The organism is Pseudalkalibacillus salsuginis (genome assembly GCF_021646685.1).
Classification (GTDB): domain Bacteria; phylum Bacillota; class Bacilli; order Bacillales; family Fictibacillaceae; genus Pseudalkalibacillus; species Pseudalkalibacillus salsuginis.
The window spans coordinates 91,828-108,126 of record NZ_JAKJHW010000009.1 but is presented as its reverse complement, the minus strand read 5'-3'; the positions used below and the strand labels follow the sequence as shown (position 1 = coordinate 108,126).

Annotated in this window: 13 protein-coding genes; 9 read left to right on the top strand and 4 right to left on the bottom strand. The window is 44.1% G+C overall.

Going from position 1 to position 16,299, the window contains the following annotated elements; translation table 11 throughout:
* Positions 1-1,066: 1,066 nt before the first annotated feature.
* The 3 genes from L1611_RS18190 to L1611_RS18180 are packed head-to-tail and all read left to right on the top strand — an operon-like array spanning position 1,067 to position 2,599.
* Positions 1,067-1,549 carry a DUF2975 domain-containing protein gene (locus L1611_RS18190; RefSeq protein ID WP_236315137.1) on the top strand — a complete coding sequence of 161 codons (483 nt, stop codon included), beginning with the start codon at positions 1,067-1,069 and terminating at the stop codon, positions 1,547-1,549.
* A gap of 10 nt (positions 1,550-1,559) precedes the next feature.
* Positions 1,560-1,781, top strand: coding sequence for a helix-turn-helix domain-containing protein (locus tag L1611_RS18185; protein ID WP_225064798.1), 222 nt, complete (start codon positions 1,560-1,562; stop codon positions 1,779-1,781).
* Positions 1,782-1,807: 26 nt separating this feature from the next.
* Positions 1,808-2,599 carry a DUF817 domain-containing protein gene (locus tag L1611_RS18180; RefSeq protein WP_236315136.1) on the top strand — a complete coding sequence of 264 codons (792 nt, stop codon included), beginning with the start codon at positions 1,808-1,810 and terminating at the stop codon, positions 2,597-2,599.
* A gap of 227 nt (positions 2,600-2,826) precedes the next feature.
* Here the strand turns inward: L1611_RS18180 and L1611_RS18175 are convergent, their stop codons facing one another.
* The 3 genes from L1611_RS18175 to L1611_RS18165 all read right to left on the bottom strand — a co-directional run bounded on the left by L1611_RS18175 (position 2,827) and on the right by L1611_RS18165 (position 5,584).
* Positions 2,827-3,519, bottom strand: coding sequence for an OmpA/MotB family protein (locus tag L1611_RS18175; RefSeq protein WP_236315135.1), 693 nt, complete (start codon positions 3,517-3,519; stop codon positions 2,827-2,829).
* 5 nt (positions 3,520-3,524) lie between these two features.
* Positions 3,525-5,090, bottom strand: coding sequence for a hypothetical protein (locus L1611_RS18170; protein ID WP_236315134.1), 1,566 nt, complete (start codon positions 5,088-5,090; stop codon positions 3,525-3,527).
* Between the two features lie 317 nt (positions 5,091-5,407).
* Entirely contained in the window at positions 5,408-5,584 is a 177-nt protein-coding gene (locus L1611_RS18165; protein ID WP_236315133.1) for a Spo0E family sporulation regulatory protein-aspartic acid phosphatase, read from the bottom strand.
* Between the two features lie 264 nt (positions 5,585-5,848).
* Here L1611_RS18165 and L1611_RS18160 point away from each other — a divergent pair, with 264 nt between their 5' ends.
* The 3 genes from L1611_RS18160 to L1611_RS18150 all read left to right on the top strand — a co-directional run bounded on the left by L1611_RS18160 (position 5,849) and on the right by L1611_RS18150 (position 11,479).
* The gene (locus L1611_RS18160) at positions 5,849-9,160 is read left to right on the top strand and encodes a 5'-nucleotidase C-terminal domain-containing protein (RefSeq protein ID WP_236315132.1); all 3,312 of its coding nucleotides are present in this window, start codon (positions 5,849-5,851) and stop codon (positions 9,158-9,160) included.
* A 357-nt stretch (positions 9,161-9,517) separates the two neighbouring features.
* Positions 9,518-10,930 carry a phospholipase D family protein gene (locus tag L1611_RS18155; protein WP_236315131.1) on the top strand — a complete coding sequence of 471 codons (1,413 nt, stop codon included), beginning with the start codon at positions 9,518-9,520 and terminating at the stop codon, positions 10,928-10,930.
* 21 nt (positions 10,931-10,951) lie between these two features.
* Complete coding sequence (locus tag L1611_RS18150) at positions 10,952-11,479, top strand: cupin domain-containing protein (protein ID WP_236315130.1); 528 nt, start codon at positions 10,952-10,954, stop codon at positions 11,477-11,479.
* Between the two features lie 292 nt (positions 11,480-11,771).
* Here the strand turns inward: L1611_RS18150 and L1611_RS18145 are convergent, their stop codons facing one another.
* Positions 11,772-12,719: an LCP family glycopolymer transferase gene (locus tag L1611_RS18145; protein WP_236315129.1), complete on the bottom strand. Its 948-nt coding sequence runs from the start codon at positions 12,717-12,719 to the stop codon at positions 11,772-11,774.
* Positions 12,720-12,914: 195 nt separating this feature from the next.
* Between L1611_RS18145 and L1611_RS18140 the strand changes: the two genes are divergently transcribed.
* The 3 genes from L1611_RS18140 to L1611_RS18130 all read left to right on the top strand — a co-directional run bounded on the left by L1611_RS18140 (position 12,915) and on the right by L1611_RS18130 (position 16,246).
* Positions 12,915-13,205, top strand: coding sequence for a YhdT family protein (locus tag L1611_RS18140; protein ID WP_236315128.1), 291 nt, complete (start codon positions 12,915-12,917; stop codon positions 13,203-13,205).
* The gene (gene panF, locus L1611_RS18135) at positions 13,202-14,668 is read left to right on the top strand and encodes a sodium/pantothenate symporter (RefSeq protein WP_236315127.1); all 1,467 of its coding nucleotides are present in this window, start codon (positions 13,202-13,204) and stop codon (positions 14,666-14,668) included. The genes L1611_RS18140 and panF overlap by 4 nt, the downstream gene beginning before the upstream one ends.
* A 243-nt stretch (positions 14,669-14,911) precedes the next feature.
* Positions 14,912-16,246 carry a hypothetical protein gene (locus L1611_RS18130; RefSeq protein WP_236315126.1) on the top strand — a complete coding sequence of 445 codons (1,335 nt, stop codon included), beginning with the start codon at positions 14,912-14,914 and terminating at the stop codon, positions 16,244-16,246.
* Positions 16,247-16,299 lie beyond the last annotated feature (53 nt).

Below are 16,299 nucleotides of genomic sequence, written 5' to 3'. Positions count from 1 at the left end.
GGAAACTGATAAAGACTCGCAAGAGGAAGCTAATTGGTTTTGGTGTGCCAAGAGGGAAAGCCCATGAATGGGCAAACTCAAGGAAGGCATACTGGCGTATCTCGGCTAGCCCCATCCTAAAGAAAACCCTAGACAATTCCTATTGGAGTCGCCTAGGGCTGTGTAGCTTGTATCAAAGATATCAATTCTTACGTCAATCTTAGAGAAACCGCCGTATACGGATCCGTACGTACGGTGGTGTGAGAGGTCGGGGGTTAGTCACCCCCTCCTACTCGATTAAAAGCAAGGGTATTTCAATCAATTATTAAGTAAAGGACAGTTCAAATGACAGGATAATTTCATTTAATAATAGTTATTGTGCAACCAAGGAACTTACCAAAACAAGTGCGGGATTGAAACAAAATCAAAAAATTACCAAACAAAATTCCTCGAAAGTCTTGTGCATGAGCAACATGTTTATGTTTAGCAATGTCCACACCAATGATTAACGTATTCTCTGTAAGTTGCAAAGCTCTTACGTTTGAAAACTCAAACGAAGTATAAAAATTTTGATGCGATGAAGAATGTCTAGCTCCAACGTCCAACCACTTGGCTCACTTCAGCCCTCATGCGGCGGCCGACACATTGATTTAGGTCGAAGTGTTTGTCCACGCAGCACCGAACTTTGCTTGGTTCGAGCCTCCTCCTCGTCGGACTTCCAGTGACCTCCGTGAGCTGTGCAGGGCGTTTCCGCTTTTCTTGATGTCTAGCTCCAACGCCCAACCACTTGGCTCACTTCAGCCCTCATGCGGCGGCCGACACATTGATTTAGGCCGAAGTGTTTGTCCACGCAGAACCGAACTTTGTTTGGTTCGAGCCTCCTCGTCGGACTTCCAGTGTCCTTCGTGGCTGATCAGGGCGTTTACGCTTTTCTTGATCGAAATGGAGATCATCAATTCCCCCAATAAAAACTGATCCAGGAAAGAATATAACGATAATTTTATGTCAATAAAGAATAATTATTTATTGTAAAACGATAAATTTTGTTTTATAATCAAAATGACAAAAATCAAGCGGGGTGTGTTTTATGAATCGAGGGTCAACAAATTTCTTAAAGGTGGTTGTTTTTCTACTTGCAATGCCAATTCTCGGAATGTGCATTTATTTGTTGCCATGGATAGCCAGGGATGTATTAGAAAGTAATTGGGAGTTGGCGTATTTGGTATATCCAGTCTTGATCGGTATGTATGCATCGACGATTCCGTTTTTCATCGCATTGTATCAGGCGTTCCGTTTGCTGAGCTATATTGACAAGAACAAAGCGTTCTCGGAATTGTCTGTAAGAGCTTTAAGAAATATTAAATTCTGTGCAATTACAATCAGTGTCTTGTATCTTGCCAGCATGCCATTTTTCTATCTCATAGGGGAGAAAGACGACGCCCCGGGAGTCATCTTAATCGGAATGGTTCTTACGTTTGCGCCAATGGTGATTGCTGTCTTTGCTGCTGTTCTCCAAAGGCTTTTACAAGAAGCCATAGATATAAAATCAGAAAATGATTTAACGGTCTGAGGTGTATAATATGGCGATTATTATCAATATTGATGTGATGCTGGCTAAAAGGAAAATGAGTGTGACAGAACTTTCGGAGAGGGTTGGAATAACCATGGCTAATCTTTCTATATTGAAAAATGGTAAGGCCAAAGCGGTGCGATTTTCAACCTTAGAGGCAATCTGTGAAGCATTAGAGTGCCAACCTGGTGATCTTTTAGAATATAGAAGTGAAAAAGAAGATCAAGCTTAGTAAGAAGATTGATGGAGGCTCAAATCATGACAGCGCTAAAACAACTCCTTCGTTTTGGTTGGGAGCAAGCCCTATCCTGTATATTTCCTGTAGTAATTTTCACCTCTTTAGCAATTACACTAATCACGCCACTTCCCTTCCTGCCACGTTATGACTGGCTGCTCATCATCTGCCTTCTGATGCAGTGGTGGATGGTACGTTCTGGACTTGAAACGTGGGATGAACTAAAGGTTATCACATTGTTCCACCTTATTGGGCTTGCTCTAGAACTTTTCAAGGTGCATATGGGTTCCTGGTCTTATCCGGAGGAAGGATATTCTAAATTTTTCGGGGTGCCTTTGTATAGTGGTTTCATGTACGCAAGTGTAGCGAGTTATCTATGTCAGGCGTGGAGGAGGTTAAAGGTTCAATTGGTTAGATGGCCGCCATTTTGGATCGTTGGATCTTTAGCAGCTGCAATTTATTTGAATTTTTTCACTCACCATTATTGGATTGATGTTCGCTGGTGGTTATCTGGACTTATAATTATTGTCTTTTGGCAATCATGGGTCACATTTGCGGTTAATAGAAGTCGTTACCGAATGCCCCTCGCACTTTCTTTTGTGCTTATTGGATTTTTTATATGGATAGCTGAAAATATCGCAACATTCTTTGGAGCTTGGGAATACCCAAATCAAACCGAGGCATGGAGTCTTGTACATCTTGGGAAGGTGAGTTCATGGCTCTTATTAGTGATTGTCAGCTTTCTTATAGTGGCGACGTTAAAGCAAGTTAAGGGGAAAGGCTCCACCAGGATGGGTGCCAGTCAATTTCTGTAGACCTGCATTATTTTAAGCCAGATATCTCGATCAAGTCTTCCATATAAGAGGTCTTTCATGGAGTAATCGAATACTCCAGTTAAGTTCTGTTTAAGCAAAAAGACTTGCCGATTCAATGGGCCATTCTCATCAGAATTAATTTGAAACACACCTTAAAACGGAACGGTTTTACCAGTGCTGAAGGATGCTTTTTTAAAAGTCCAACCCATTAATGGATTGGACTTTGTTTAATATTCGCTGATGATCCCTTTGAGTTTGTTCTGCCATTTTTCATCGTCCAAAATGATCTGGAACGAAATCCGGCGGTTCTTCTGAAGGGACTCCTCTCCGTTTCCTTCAGCAATCGGCTTATACTCCGAATAGCCAGTTGCTGCAATGTATTGCGCGTATTTTTGTTCTTTGAATTTCGGATTGACCTCAGCCATGTACTTGACGACCGCAACCGCCCGCTCAGTAGAAAGCGTCCAGTTATCATAAGGAACTGAATCTGTGTGCCCCTCGATCAGAATAATGTAAAGGTATCGGCTCAGTTCCTGTTCATCAATGATTTGGACGAGGGCATCGGAAAGCTGTGCGAGCACTTTTTTCCCTTGTGTGCTAATTTCAGCACTACCGGTATCGAATAAAATGTTACCTTCCACCGCAATCGTATTGTTCGGTCCACGGACGATCTTATCTTTCCCGACATTCTCTTCAAGCCGTTTTTCAATCAGATCAGAAATGTGCTTCTTCACATCAGCCACTTTCGCCAGCTCATGCCTCACTTCGGTCTGCTCATAAGCATTATAGATGCTCTGGATGTAAGCGATGATCGCGATGAACAGCATGACGAGGACCATCATCGCCATCATGTCAGTAAAGGACGGCCAGAAATAGCTCTTCGTTCCTTCCTCTTCGTTACGCCATCTTCTTTTTCTCATCGGCATCACCGGTGGGGTGTGTCGTGCACAGTAATCCGACGTGGCTCATAATCCCGTTCATAGCGGGCATTTGCCGACTGGACGGTCGCATCTAGTAAGCGCTGTAACACATGATACACATCACCAAAATATTGATGTGTCTGTTTGAATTCCCTTGATAAGTTTTGATACACGGAATCAAGCGCCCTGATGAGTTCGCGCATTTCCTGATCGCGTCCAGGTTCATTTCTCGCTTGCCGTTCACGATCGAACATGTAGCCGAGCTGGTCGATAAAATCGCGCTTGAACGTTTCAATCGTGTCATACCAGGCTTTTTCAAGATGTTGCACGGAGCCTGCGAAGGAATCTGAAGCCCTGCCGTATTGCTCCGTTTTATCCTGATATCTGTAAAACCATTCGTCATTTTGCTGTGCCATTTTCCTTTCAAAGTCTTCCTGCTTCGTCTCATATCGGGAAAGGACGGATTCCACGCCAGTGACAAGGGAGCGTCCGAGTTCTTCGGTTTTCTTTTGGGATTCTTCAATCATGCGATCAGAGTGTTTCATCACATGCTCCATACGCTTTTGTCCCTGTTCAAGCTGCTCACTCGTCCGTTTGTATTGCTTTTCGAAGCCAGAAACATGATCGCCGAGCTTGGCAAGACTTTTATCAACTGAATGCTGGACCGATTCAAGTTTCATGATCGTTTCTGAAAATCGGTCACCGAACATGACGAGGATATCGGTACTTTGTTTGAACTGCTCTGTATGATCTCTCTGAGCAGTTAATATTCCCTTGACATCTTCCATCGCATCTTCAAGGCCAGAGGTGAAGTCGACCATTTTTTCACTGAAATCACCTATGCTTTGCTGGAAGCTTTCCTGGACCTTCGATACGAGACGGTCAAGGAGGCGCTCCAGGGAATCTTTCGGTTTTTCATTTTGCAGCTGTTTTTGTACAACGTGGTCGAGGACGCCTTCTGCCTCTGCTAGAACCCGGTCCTGCAGGTAGCTCAGGGATGTCCCGCCGGTCAGGAAGCCGGATTGTACGAAAGAGAGAAGAAGTGAGCTGCCGATACCCGCGATACTCGTCACAAAAGCGATGCTCATCCCTCTGAACGGTTCCGATATTGCAGCGACGATCGCTGAAACGGACAGATTGCCTTCACCAGGCTGGCTCCCGATACTGACGAGCGTATCCTGCATCGCCATGATCGCGATCGTTAGGCCGACGAATGTTCCGAGAACCCCGACAATGATTGCAAGGGAGGGCAATCCATGCAACAAGCGGATGATGTTCCCTGTCGGCACACGGAAGATGCCGAGTACCCGGATCGGCTGTTGCATCAAATGCTTTTCAACAAGGACCGGACTGTTGACATTTGAAACGCCGGAGAGATGAAAGTTACGGTAGTCCTCGATTGCGTCGTTCATCCACCTTGAACCCCGACCTGCTTCAACAGCAGCCGTATCAATCTGCCTGAGCTCCTTCAGCCAATCGGCCAATTTTATTCGTGATTGGATGTTGCCGATGATTCCAAAAAGGGTGATGAATCCAATAATCCCGATGACAATAATCGTTACGCTTTCCAAGCTGCATTCCCCCTTGTCTACTCTCAGTCTATGAAAGCAACGAAGAGAACTTGCCCACTTTTATTGCGGTACAGAAAAGAGCATCAGTGTCAGGCACCAAATCAAAACCATTGCCGCAGTTGAGGTTTGAAATGGTGCCTGGCACCGAACCGAAAGCCTTCTTACACAAGGGGTTTGAAAGTGTACCAGGCACCGAATGGGAAGCCTTGGGACTGTTGATTTCTTTTTCGGTGCCTGGTACAGCCTGCTAAAAGAAAACCACCGTCCTAATGACGGTGGTTACAAAAAGCTATGTATTGTCATACAAAAACCAAAAATCAGTTCTGTATTTTTGTCCTTTGTATGACATTGAGTTTTTCATCAAGTTTCTGGCTCATTTTGACAATGGCGGGATCAGAGTAGTTTTTCAGCCTTCTACTATACTCGTACATTAACTTTTGCATAGAATAAACTTCTTCATTTTCTTTTGTCTGTATTAATTTAGTAGTTTCCATCAAATCCTCCAAGGTCAGACATCATTAACTCAAGGTTGCAGTAATAATTTTACATTAATGTCGAAACGTTGTAAACAGGAAAATAGTTTAATAGGCCTATTCAGCTATCCTTGTAAAAATAGGGCAATAATTGTGGTTGTCAGACTGCAGAATGGTAAGTCGGAACGATTTATTGATATTTTACAATAAATTCATTAAACATCAAACAAAATCTAGTAGAGTTAGAAATAAAGGGAATAAAATTCAACTTTAGGGGGTTTTTACATGTATCACCAGGTTACTCGGAAATGGACGACATTAATAGCTTTGATTGCTATGCTAGTCACGTTACTTCCAATGGGCGTAGTCCAGGCAGAAACGACCATTCCAATATCAGAAGCAAAAACACAAAATGGGCAAACAGTCACAGTGGAAGGGGTTGTCACTGCGGACTTTACAGCTAGCAATCTATCAGCTTACATACAAGATGACTCCGCAGGCATTAATATTTTTAATTTTGGGTTGGGTGATTTTCCAGATCTGGTTCCAGGTCAACAGCTACAAGTAACCGGAAAAATCACTTCCTATAATGGTTTGACTGAAATCAAGCCTACGGACATTCAGGTTCTATCAGAAGGCAACGAACTTCCAGAACCTCATCCGACAGATCTTGCAACTCTTTATAATAACGAAGCTGAACCTCTGGAAGGATCACTCGTCAATGTAACAGGATACATACAATCGATCCCCTCTAATCAAGCTGGCGGGGGGTACAATATTTCATTCATAGATGACACGATGCAAGGCGTAGTTCTTCGAGTGGAAGGTGTGACTGACATCGATGTTTCTCAGCTTGAGGAAGGCAAATGGTATAACGTTACTGCCGTTATAGGCCAATACAATGACTATCAACTTTTACCGACAAAAGCAGAAGATCTAAGATTACTAGAAGACCAGCCACCGGCACCACAACCAGAAGAAACCTATGAAGCTACCGTTGAGCGGGTGGTAGATGGTGATACAGTTCGCATAAATGACCCAGTGCTTGGCGCGACCAATGTCCGTATGCTTTCCATTGATACACCGGAAACGAATTACAACGGACATTCACAAGGTGAGCATGCAGAAGCAGCGACTGCTGAGCTTCAACGCATGTTGCCCGCTGGAACTGAAATTACACTTGAAGTAGGCGAAGAACCGCTTGATAGCTATGGACGTCTGCTTGCACATGTTCACAAAGGAGATATGGACGTCAATAAGGAAATGGTCCGCTTAGGACGAGCAGTCCCGTATTTCATCTACCCGAACATGGAGCATTTCGAGGCTTACAGCAGTGCTGCTGAAGAAGCGATTGAAAACGGCCGTGGCATATGGGACCCGGATAATCCGATTGAGGAGCTGCCGTACGAGTTCCGCTTTAACCTCCGTAATGGTCCAGATAAGTTTGTCGGGGATTATTTTACGAAAGAATATGTTACCCCTGAAAAATGGGAAGACATCCCTGTTCAAAACCGCGTGTTTTTCTTTGAAGAGCAAGATGCAACCGGCGCAGGCTATACGGCAGCCGATGATGGAAGTTCCGAAGATAGCATTCAAGTCCAGTTGCTCGGTGTGAACGATCTGCATGGAAAAGTCGATGTAACAGGGACATATGATGGTCTTCAATATGGGCGCATGGATTACCTATCGGCTTATTTAAAAGAAAGGGAAGCAACGAGTCCGAACACTTTAATTGTCCATTCAGGAGATATGGTCGGGGCAAGTTCTCCAGTTTCTGCCCTTCTTCAAGACGAGCCAACCGTCCATATGATGGAGGAGATGGGCTTTGACGTCGGAACAGTCGGAAACCATGAGTTCGACGAAGGTGTCGATGAAATGCTCCGTCTGATCGATGGCGGTGACCATTCTGATGGGACAGAAAACTATGATGGTATTGATTTTCCTATGGTGGCCGCCAACGTTGAGTACAAAGATTCTGGGGATCTGGTATTGGACCCATATACCGTCCTTGAAATTGGTGGGACGAAAATCGGATTCATCGGGATTGTAACGACTGAAACGCCGAGTATGGTAATTCCGGACGGCATTCAGAATGTCAATTTTACAGACGAAGCAGAGGCAGTCAACCGTTTTGTCCCAGAACTCCAGGAGCAAGGTGTCGAGGCGATTGTTGTCCTTGCCCATGAACCGGGGAGCCAGAGCGGGGATACAGTAACAGGTGAAGTGTCCGAATTGGCAAGGAACATCAATGATGCAGTGGACGTCATTTTTGCTGCCCATAACCATGTAAAAGTGAATGCGGTTGTTGACGGAAAGCTGATCGTTCAAGCGTGGGAATACGGAAAAGCGTTTGCTGACGTCGATTTGGAAATCGATCCAGTGACGAACGATATAGTGCATAAGTCCGCTGAAATCGTGGACGTTGTACAAAATAATATGGAACCGGACCCAGTGATCACAGGTCTGCTGGATTACTATGATGAACTTGTCGGGCCGAAGCTGCGGGAAGTCGTTGGTGAAGCAGCAATTGATTTAGAAGGTGGATATGCAAGTAAAGGATTGATCGGTGATAATGCACTGGGCAACTTGATTGCTGAAGGTATGCGTGTTGAGATGGGCTCTGATTTTGCCTTGATGAATGGGGGTGGAATCCGTGATGACCTAGATGCAGGGGAAATCACCTGGGGCGAGCTTTATAACATCCAGCCGTTTGGGAACACGCTTGTCCAGATTGATCTGACAGGTGATGATCTCCGTCAAGTCCTCAACGCTCAGTTTTCAAAATACGGACCTGATGTAAGTATTGCAGGCTTCCGATATACCTGGAATGAGGAGACTTGGGAAGTCATGGGACTGTATTTACCGGATGGAACACACGTCGATCCAGAAGAGACCTATACTGTGGTTGTGAACAATTACATGTATCCGCATGGCACAGATAATTATAGATTGGACGAGCTTGGTGAGAATCCAGTTCAAGGACCGAACGACTTGGATGCAACCATCAACTATATTCAAAGCTTTGAAGAACCGATTGAAATGTATCCGGATGCAAGGATCAGTAATGATTATTTTGCACCGACAACGACAGTAACAGTCGATGGGAACGTAGGTGAAGATGCAACGAACGAAGAAGACGTAACATTTACGGTTGAAGCCACAGATAACGATGGAATTGGAATATTGAGGACAGAGTACCGTGTAAATGAGGGTGAATGGGTAACCGTAGAGGATGGAAGCTTCACGATATTTGAAGAAGGTACCTATTTGGTAGAAATCCGTTCCATCGATAAAAACTTCAATAGAGAAGAAGGGCAGGCTTTTACGGTTGTAATTGGTGAAGAAGCGATTACCCTTGATGAACTTAATGAAATGGTTGAAGAAGGATATGAGGAAGGGCACTTCAGCAACTACGGCATTTACCGTTCTATTCAAGCCAAAATCAGCAGCGTGCAACGGACTGAAAGCGAAGAGGAACAAGCTCACAAACTTGAATCCCTTCAAGACTATGTCGAACACAAAAGCGGTAAACATATCGACGAGGAATTTGCACAAGGATTGATCAACGCAATCGATGGGATATTAGAAACATACTAAACTCAAGGAATCGCCAGGACAACAAAGTCCCGGCGATTTTTTCTTGTACAAATTTTCTTGTACCAGGCACCGAAATAGAAGCCAATAGTACCATAGGTTCCGGATCGGTGCCTGGCACACATCCAAATCCCTTGTGCCCCAATGGGTTTGAAAGTGTACCAGGCACCATTTCAAACCTTAACAGCGACAAGGGTTTTGATTTTGTACCTGACACCGTGATTCACTGCGATTCGCCAGGATTCAACCAGACTTGTTTGGGGAATGTATACGTACGGTATGATTTTAAAAGACCAGAATATATGGCAGTATAAGACGGAGGAAGAGTCATTGGAAAAGCTGCGTTTGGGGAGGAAGTCCATGTTTTGGACTCTGATCAGTGCCCTTCTTTTGATTTACATAGTGACGATGATTTATCACACGTATAAACCGCTTCCTGAAGGTGTTGCCTATCAGAGTGATGTATATGAGGTTGATGATATTAATTTTTATCATGATTTGACTTACAAAAAAGGGGATAAGACCGTTCATGAATTGAAGATTTTCGACCGGATCAATGAAATCATCATGGAGGCGGATGAGTTCATCGTCCTCGATATGTTTTTATTCAACGGTTATCATGAGCCTGAACAATCCTTCCCGCCGATCAGTAAAAACCTGGCGAACACAATCATCAAGAAGAAGAAGCAGGAACCTGACATAAAAATAGTTTTTATATCTGATGAGGTCAATACAGGATACCGGTCTTATGAATCCAAACTACTCTCTAAACTCGAGGAAAACGGAGTGGAGGTGGTCTACACAGATTTGGAAAGACTTCGAGATTCAACACCTTTGTATTCAGGAATTTGGCGGATGTTTTTCCAATGGTTTGGACAAAAAGGAGAGGGCTGGATCCGGAATCCTTTCGCAAGTACAGCCCCTGACATGACTGCCAGATCCTACTTGAAACTTTTAAATGTAAAAGCGAATCACCGCAAAGTGGTAGCTACAGATAAAACGGCGCTCATTACATCAGGTAATCCGCATGATGCATCCGCTTATCATGGGAATGTCGCTTTTGAATTTAGTGGTCCGACCATTCAAGAGATTATCAATGCTGAACAAGCGGTCATCAACATGTCAGAACCAGGTATTGACCTGCCTGACTATCATTTTGAAAATGGAAAAAACTCCGGCCAGTACCAAATCCAATATTATACTGAAGGAAAAACCCATGAACAAATCATTGAAGCAATCAATGGAACGAAAAAAGGAGACGAAATCCTCCTGGGGATGTTCTATATTGCCGATCGTTCTGTCATCAATCCGCTTGTAAAAGCTGCAGAACGGGGCGTCGATGTCAAAATGGTCCTTGATCCAAATAAAAATGCATTCGGGAATAAGAAAGCGGGTCTACCGAACATCCCTGTCGCAGAGGAACTTTTAGAGGATTCAAAGGGTAAAATTGAAGTCCGATGGTACAATACAGGAATGGAACAGTACCATACGAAAATGATGTATATTAAAGATGAAGAAGAAGCAACGATCATCGCTGGCTCTGCTAATTACACAAAAAGGAACCTGGAAGCATTCAATCTAGAAGCTGATATTCAAATCAAGGGGCGGCCTGATTCGGAACTTATAAGGAAAGTCGATCAGTACTTTCGACGAATCTGGAACAACGAAGGTGGAACCTATACCGTTGATTATGAAAAGAATAAGACGAAGCTGACTCCGTTACAGCGTGGTGTTTATACAATCCAGAAGTTTTTGAGACTGACGACCTATTAAAAAACATAGGTGGTGATATAAATGGAGACTCTTACTGAAAAGGTACTCGTTCATCCAGACGGAACAACAATTACTATGTTGGATCAGGGGACTGATAAACTGGGGGAATACTTAATTGTAGAACATTTAGTAATGAAACGGGGTGCTATGAATGGCCCTCATTGGCATCCAATTCTGACGGAATCATTTACAGTGAAGGAAGGTAATATGCGCTTCATAGTAGATGGTAAGGAGAAGGTTCTTGGACCTGGTCAACATATAAAAGTACTTCCGAAACAAGTGCATCAATTCTGGAACGAAAGCAAAGATCGGTTGATAGTGGCTCATGAAATACGACCACCAGGGAATCATTGGAACATGTTCAAGCTTATTCATAAATTAGCGAAGCAGGACAGTTTAAATTCTAATGGCATACCTCGAAATCCATTATGGCTGGGGATGGCATGGAAGTGTATAGACGGATATTTGGAAGGCCCACCTATCTTCTTACAAAAGGTTGTATTTGGGGGATTGGCAGGTCTGGCACGTACAATAGGATATAGAATTTAAGCCTATGTACTCAATACAACTTATTCTAAAGTGTACCAGGCACACATCTCAATTCCATGTGCCCCAAAGGGTTCTAAAGTGTACCAGGCATACATCTCAATCCCATGTGCCCCAAAGGGTTTAAAAATGTACCTGGCACCACTTCAAACTTTAACAGCCGCAGGGGTTTTGCTTCGGTGCCTGGTACACCCAAGCAAAATAAAAAACCACTGGGTGTGAGTCCAGTGGTTTCGATGGGCATTTCCGGTCTATATATAGCTCTTAACTTATTCTCCTGGATATAAGGGTGCTGTTAGGCTGCGTCTCCTTCTTCAGATGCAGACTGGGTTTTGATTTCCAGGTGTTCTTTCAGCTTTGTACTGATTTCATTGCGCTCCTCTTCAGAGACAAGGTAGTAGAAAATGTTATTGATATACGTTTCAGTAGCATTGATCTCAAATGTTTGAAGGTTTTTCCTGGCATCTTTATAATTCCCTTGAATATCTTTCATTTCATCGAAAGTCATGTTTGTTTTTACGCTGCCACCGATGACATCAAGAATATTATCAAACTTCGTAATCGAAGAAACGCGAGCTCCCTTATCGATGACCCCCTGGATGATCTGGCGTTGTCGATCATTACGCCCACGATCACCTCTAGGATCCTTCTTTCTCATTTGGACGAATGCAAGAGCTTCCTTTCCGTTTTCCAATTCAATTTTCCCCTCAGGAAACTCGAACCCACTATAACTGAAAGCAAGTTCATTCTGTACAGTGACGCCATCCACAGCATTGACGATATCCTGGAACGATTCCATGTTCACTTTGAAATAATAATTAATCGGTATATCTAAAAAGTTCTCTACTGTTTCAACAGCCATTTTTGTACCACCGAAAGCATAGGCGTGGTTGATTTTGTCGTCAACCCCTTTACCGATGATCTCCGTCCTTGTATCTCGCGGAATATTGAACATGATCATCGAGTCATCATGAGGATTCACTGTGATGACGATCATCGTATCCGATCTGCCTTTATCATTTTTCCGTTCATCGACACCTAACATCAGAATCGAAATCGGTTCTCTATCATTTTTATCTACTTTAGGCTTAGGGACATTCTTATCACGGTCTGGATCAATCGGCTCATGTATGGCATCTGCCGTATCTTTTACCGAGTCATACAAATAATAAGCATAGCCACCGATTCCTGCTAAAACGACTCCCAAGACAATGACAAAGCCCCAAACGATTTTTTTCAACATTTTGACCCCTCTTAACTCTGAGATTTTCGAATCTATTTCGATTATACAGCAACAGTAAATCTATCAAAACATAATTTTTACAATAGAGGAAACGATTCGTAAATAACAGATGAAAGTAAATAATAGTCGAGCGAAGGAAACCGTTCTGGTAAAATAGGGAGCAAAAGCTCAGTCTGAGAGATTTGAGGGATGGTAATGGGGGATGGACGTAATCATTACAAGGAAGATCTCCGTTTTAAAATCGCTAACCGCGAAGCCTTGATGGGAGTCTTCCTGGCGATTTTCAATTTCATCTGGTGGTTCGCGTTTGCTTATGGTTTAGGCAAGAAACCCGTCGCAGAATATACATATATTTTTGGTTTCCCAGCATGGTTTTTTTACAGCTGCATACTCGGATTCATTCTTTTTTCTCTGATCGTTTTTGTCATGGTAAAACTATTTTTCCTCGAAGTACCTTTTGAAGACAGAGAGGAGGATGTCGAATGAACTGGGATGTCATACTACCTCTCTTTGGTTTTCTTGCGATTGTATTTTTGATCGGGACCTATTCATCCAAATACATACGAAAAGCTCCTGATTTTCTGCAGGAGTACTTTTTAGGAAGCCGTCAGTTGAATGGGTTCATTTTAGCGTTGACGATGGTGGCGACCTTTGGAAGTGCAAGCAGTTTTATCGGAGGTCCTGGCGTCGCATATAACCTTGGGCTTGGCTGGGTTCTGCTTGCGATGTCACAGCTTGTGACCGGGTATTTTACTTTAGCGGTGTTAGGGAAAAAGTTCGCGATCGTTGCTCGGAAAATCAACGCAGTCACGCTGATCGACTTTTTAAAAGAAAGGTATCAAAGCAAGTGGGTTGTCCTGCTTTCAGCAGCCAGCATTGTCGTTTTCCTGTTCAGCGCGATGGCAGCCCAGTGGGTAGGGGGAGGCCGCCTGATCGAGTCATTCACAGGGCTTTCCTACACGGCTTCGCTGTTCATTTTTGCAAGTTCGGTGCTTGTTTACGTCGTAATCGGAGGTTTCCGTGCGGTTGCGATAACGGATAGTCTCCAGGGGATCGTCATGTTCATCGGGACCTTGCTTTTGTTGATCGGAACGATTGTAGCAGGTGGTGGGGTCTCCAACATCATGACGGAACTGGCCGTTGAAAATCCGGACCTCGTTTCACCGTTCGGAGCGGATCGATCACTGACACCGCTGTTCGTGTCATCTTTTTGGATTTTGGTTGGTGTAGGAGTTATCGGTCTGCCGCAAGTTGCAGTTCGTGCGATGTCTTACCGGGATTCGAGAGCAATGCATAAAGCGATGATCGTCGGGACGCTCGTTGTCGGATTCATCATGCTAGGGATGCACTTGATCGGGGTGTTTGCGCGAGTTGTCGTACCGGGTATCGAAATCGGGGATAAAGTCATGCCGCTCGTGGCGTTGGAAGTCCTGCCTGGCTGGCTTGCAGGGATTGTTCTTGCAGCGCCGATGGCAGCGGTCATGTCAACGGTGGATTCGTTGCTATTGCTTGTCAGTTCAGCTGTCATTAAGGACGTCTATGTTAACTATGTAAAACCATCAGCAACACAGCGCCAGGTAAAAATGTTGAGCATCAGCATTACGGCAATCATCGGGATCCTAGTGTTCCTGATGGCGATCGACCCGCCAGATTTCTTGATCTGGTTGAATTTATTCGCCTTCGGAGGGCTAGAAGCGGCATTCATCTGGCCAATCGTACTCGGATTATATTGGAAAAAAGGCAATGCCTACGGAGCATTTGCCTCCATGCTCATAGGGGTCGGTTCCTATATGGCCATCCATCTGTCTGTGCCGAACCTTTTCGGGATGCACACAGTCGTATTGCCAGTGGCACTATCCCTTATAGGCTATGTACTCGTCAGCCTGATCACACAACACAAACACCAAATCGAACACCAACAAATTATCCAACGCTTCTGGGGAATTTGATCGCATCAACTGAACCGGTGCCAGGCACCAAATCAGAACCCTTGTCGCTGTAGAGGTCTAAAATGGTGCCTGGCACCAGGGGCAAAGGTTTTCAATTGGTGCCAGGTACACATCATGAACCCTTTTGTACCAAGGCTTCCAAAACGGTGCCTGGTACAGCTTTAGGGTGGGTTGTTCACTATGTGTCTGTGGGTTTGATATACTTAGGGTAATTATTGTTTTTGGATTGGAAAGGTGAGTTTATTGGAAATACGATTAGGGGTCATTGGACCTGAAGATTCAGTCAGACATATTTTGAATTCAGCAGAACCGTTTGCAGATTTGACTTTATTGCCGTTCCCATATACAAGCATCGAGCAAGTGGATGAGATCATTCAACAGAACAGGGATTTGATCGATCAATGGTTTTTCTCAGGCCAGGTACCTTATGCATATGCCCTATCCAAAGGGCTTATCCAAGAAAAAGATGGGATTTATCCACCTTTATTTGGAGCCAGCCTACTTGGAAAGGTCCTCGAGGCGTTCATGGATTCCGAAGGAGTAGTACAGAAGATCAGCCTTGATACGATTCAAGAGCAGGAGCTTCATACGACAAAACAATATTTCTCTCTTCAGAAACTACAGATATTCCCATACTCTTACCCTGATTTCAGGCCAATGGATGAAATTGTTGATTTTCATCGTTCGCTCTTTGAGAAAGGGAAAACTGAAATCGCTTTCACTTGTATCCGGGCCGTTTATCTCAAGCTAAAAGAATTGGGTATCCCGTGTTACCGGATCACTCCGTCGCACCTTTCCATTTATTTTACGTTAAGGCTCTTGAAAGAACGCGGGGTGTCCTCCTGGTACCAACGTTCCCAGCTTGCCTTATTGGGAGTAGAGCTTTTGCCGCCGGATGAAGAAGGGGATGAGCATCTCTTCTCATACGACCTCAAACATAAAGAGCTCAGCTTAAAACGGTTGTTGCTTGAATTAGCAGAGCGGATCAATGGATCGTTCGTCCAGATTGGTGATGGACTGTATTACATTTATACGACACGCGGAGAAATTGAGTTCAAACTCGATAAAAGCGATCTGTTCCATCTCATCGAAACGGTCTATTCCCACAGCAGGTATCATGCCCGGATCGGCATCGGGTACGGCCTGAATGCATTGCAAGCTGAGGAAAATGTCCGGACTGCATTCCGGTACGCACGGAAAACCTCCTCCAAGGTCGTCCTCGTCGACGAAAAGAAAAAGGTTACCGAGTACCTGACAGAAGGGAAGGCGCTCCAATACGATTACAAAAAATGGATTGAGGGGGAGTGGTCTGAGGCACTACGGAAAGCCAATATCTCACCTACCGCATTAGCGAAAATTGAATCTTTAGCCAAATTCTATAAAAAAGAAGAAGTAAATTCCCAGGAAGTGGCAAGATGGTTGGGAAGCTCGGAAAGAAATGCCCGCCGAATCCTATCAGAACTTGAGTCCCTCAATCTTGCTACAAGTAAAAGTGTACAGCTCAGCGGATCGAAAGGAAGGCCACGAAAAGTGTACCGGTTGATATTGAACAATCCCACAACCAAAAAAAAACCCTAAAACGAAAAAGTGTCAGAGCCTCCAACATTGGGAATCTGACACTTTATTCATAT

Bases quoted from the DNA above. Each gene is read 5' to 3' on its own strand.
- panF (WP_236315127.1), top strand. From the start codon at position 13,202: ATGAACTGGGATGTCATACTACCTCTCTTTGGTTTTCTTGCGATTGTA.
- L1611_RS18165 (WP_236315133.1), bottom strand. From the start codon at position 5,584: ATGGAAACTACTAAATTAATACAGACAAAAGAAAATGAAGAAGTTTAT.
- L1611_RS18175 (WP_236315135.1), bottom strand. From the start codon at position 3,519: ATGAGAAAAAGAAGATGGCGTAACGAAGAGGAAGGAACGAAGAGCTAT.
- L1611_RS18150 (WP_236315130.1), top strand. From the start codon at position 10,952: ATGGAGACTCTTACTGAAAAGGTACTCGTTCATCCAGACGGAACAACA.
- L1611_RS18160 (WP_236315132.1), top strand. From the start codon at position 5,849: ATGTATCACCAGGTTACTCGGAAATGGACGACATTAATAGCTTTGATT.
- L1611_RS18185 (WP_225064798.1), top strand. From the start codon at position 1,560: ATGGCGATTATTATCAATATTGATGTGATGCTGGCTAAAAGGAAAATG.
- L1611_RS18155 (WP_236315131.1), top strand. From the start codon at position 9,518: ATGTTTTGGACTCTGATCAGTGCCCTTCTTTTGATTTACATAGTGACG.
- L1611_RS18190 (WP_236315137.1), top strand. From the start codon at position 1,067: ATGAATCGAGGGTCAACAAATTTCTTAAAGGTGGTTGTTTTTCTACTT.
- L1611_RS18180 (WP_236315136.1), top strand. From the start codon at position 1,808: ATGACAGCGCTAAAACAACTCCTTCGTTTTGGTTGGGAGCAAGCCCTA.
- L1611_RS18140 (WP_236315128.1), top strand. From the start codon at position 12,915: ATGGGGGATGGACGTAATCATTACAAGGAAGATCTCCGTTTTAAAATC.
- L1611_RS18145 (WP_236315129.1), bottom strand. From the start codon at position 12,719: ATGTTGAAAAAAATCGTTTGGGGCTTTGTCATTGTCTTGGGAGTCGTT.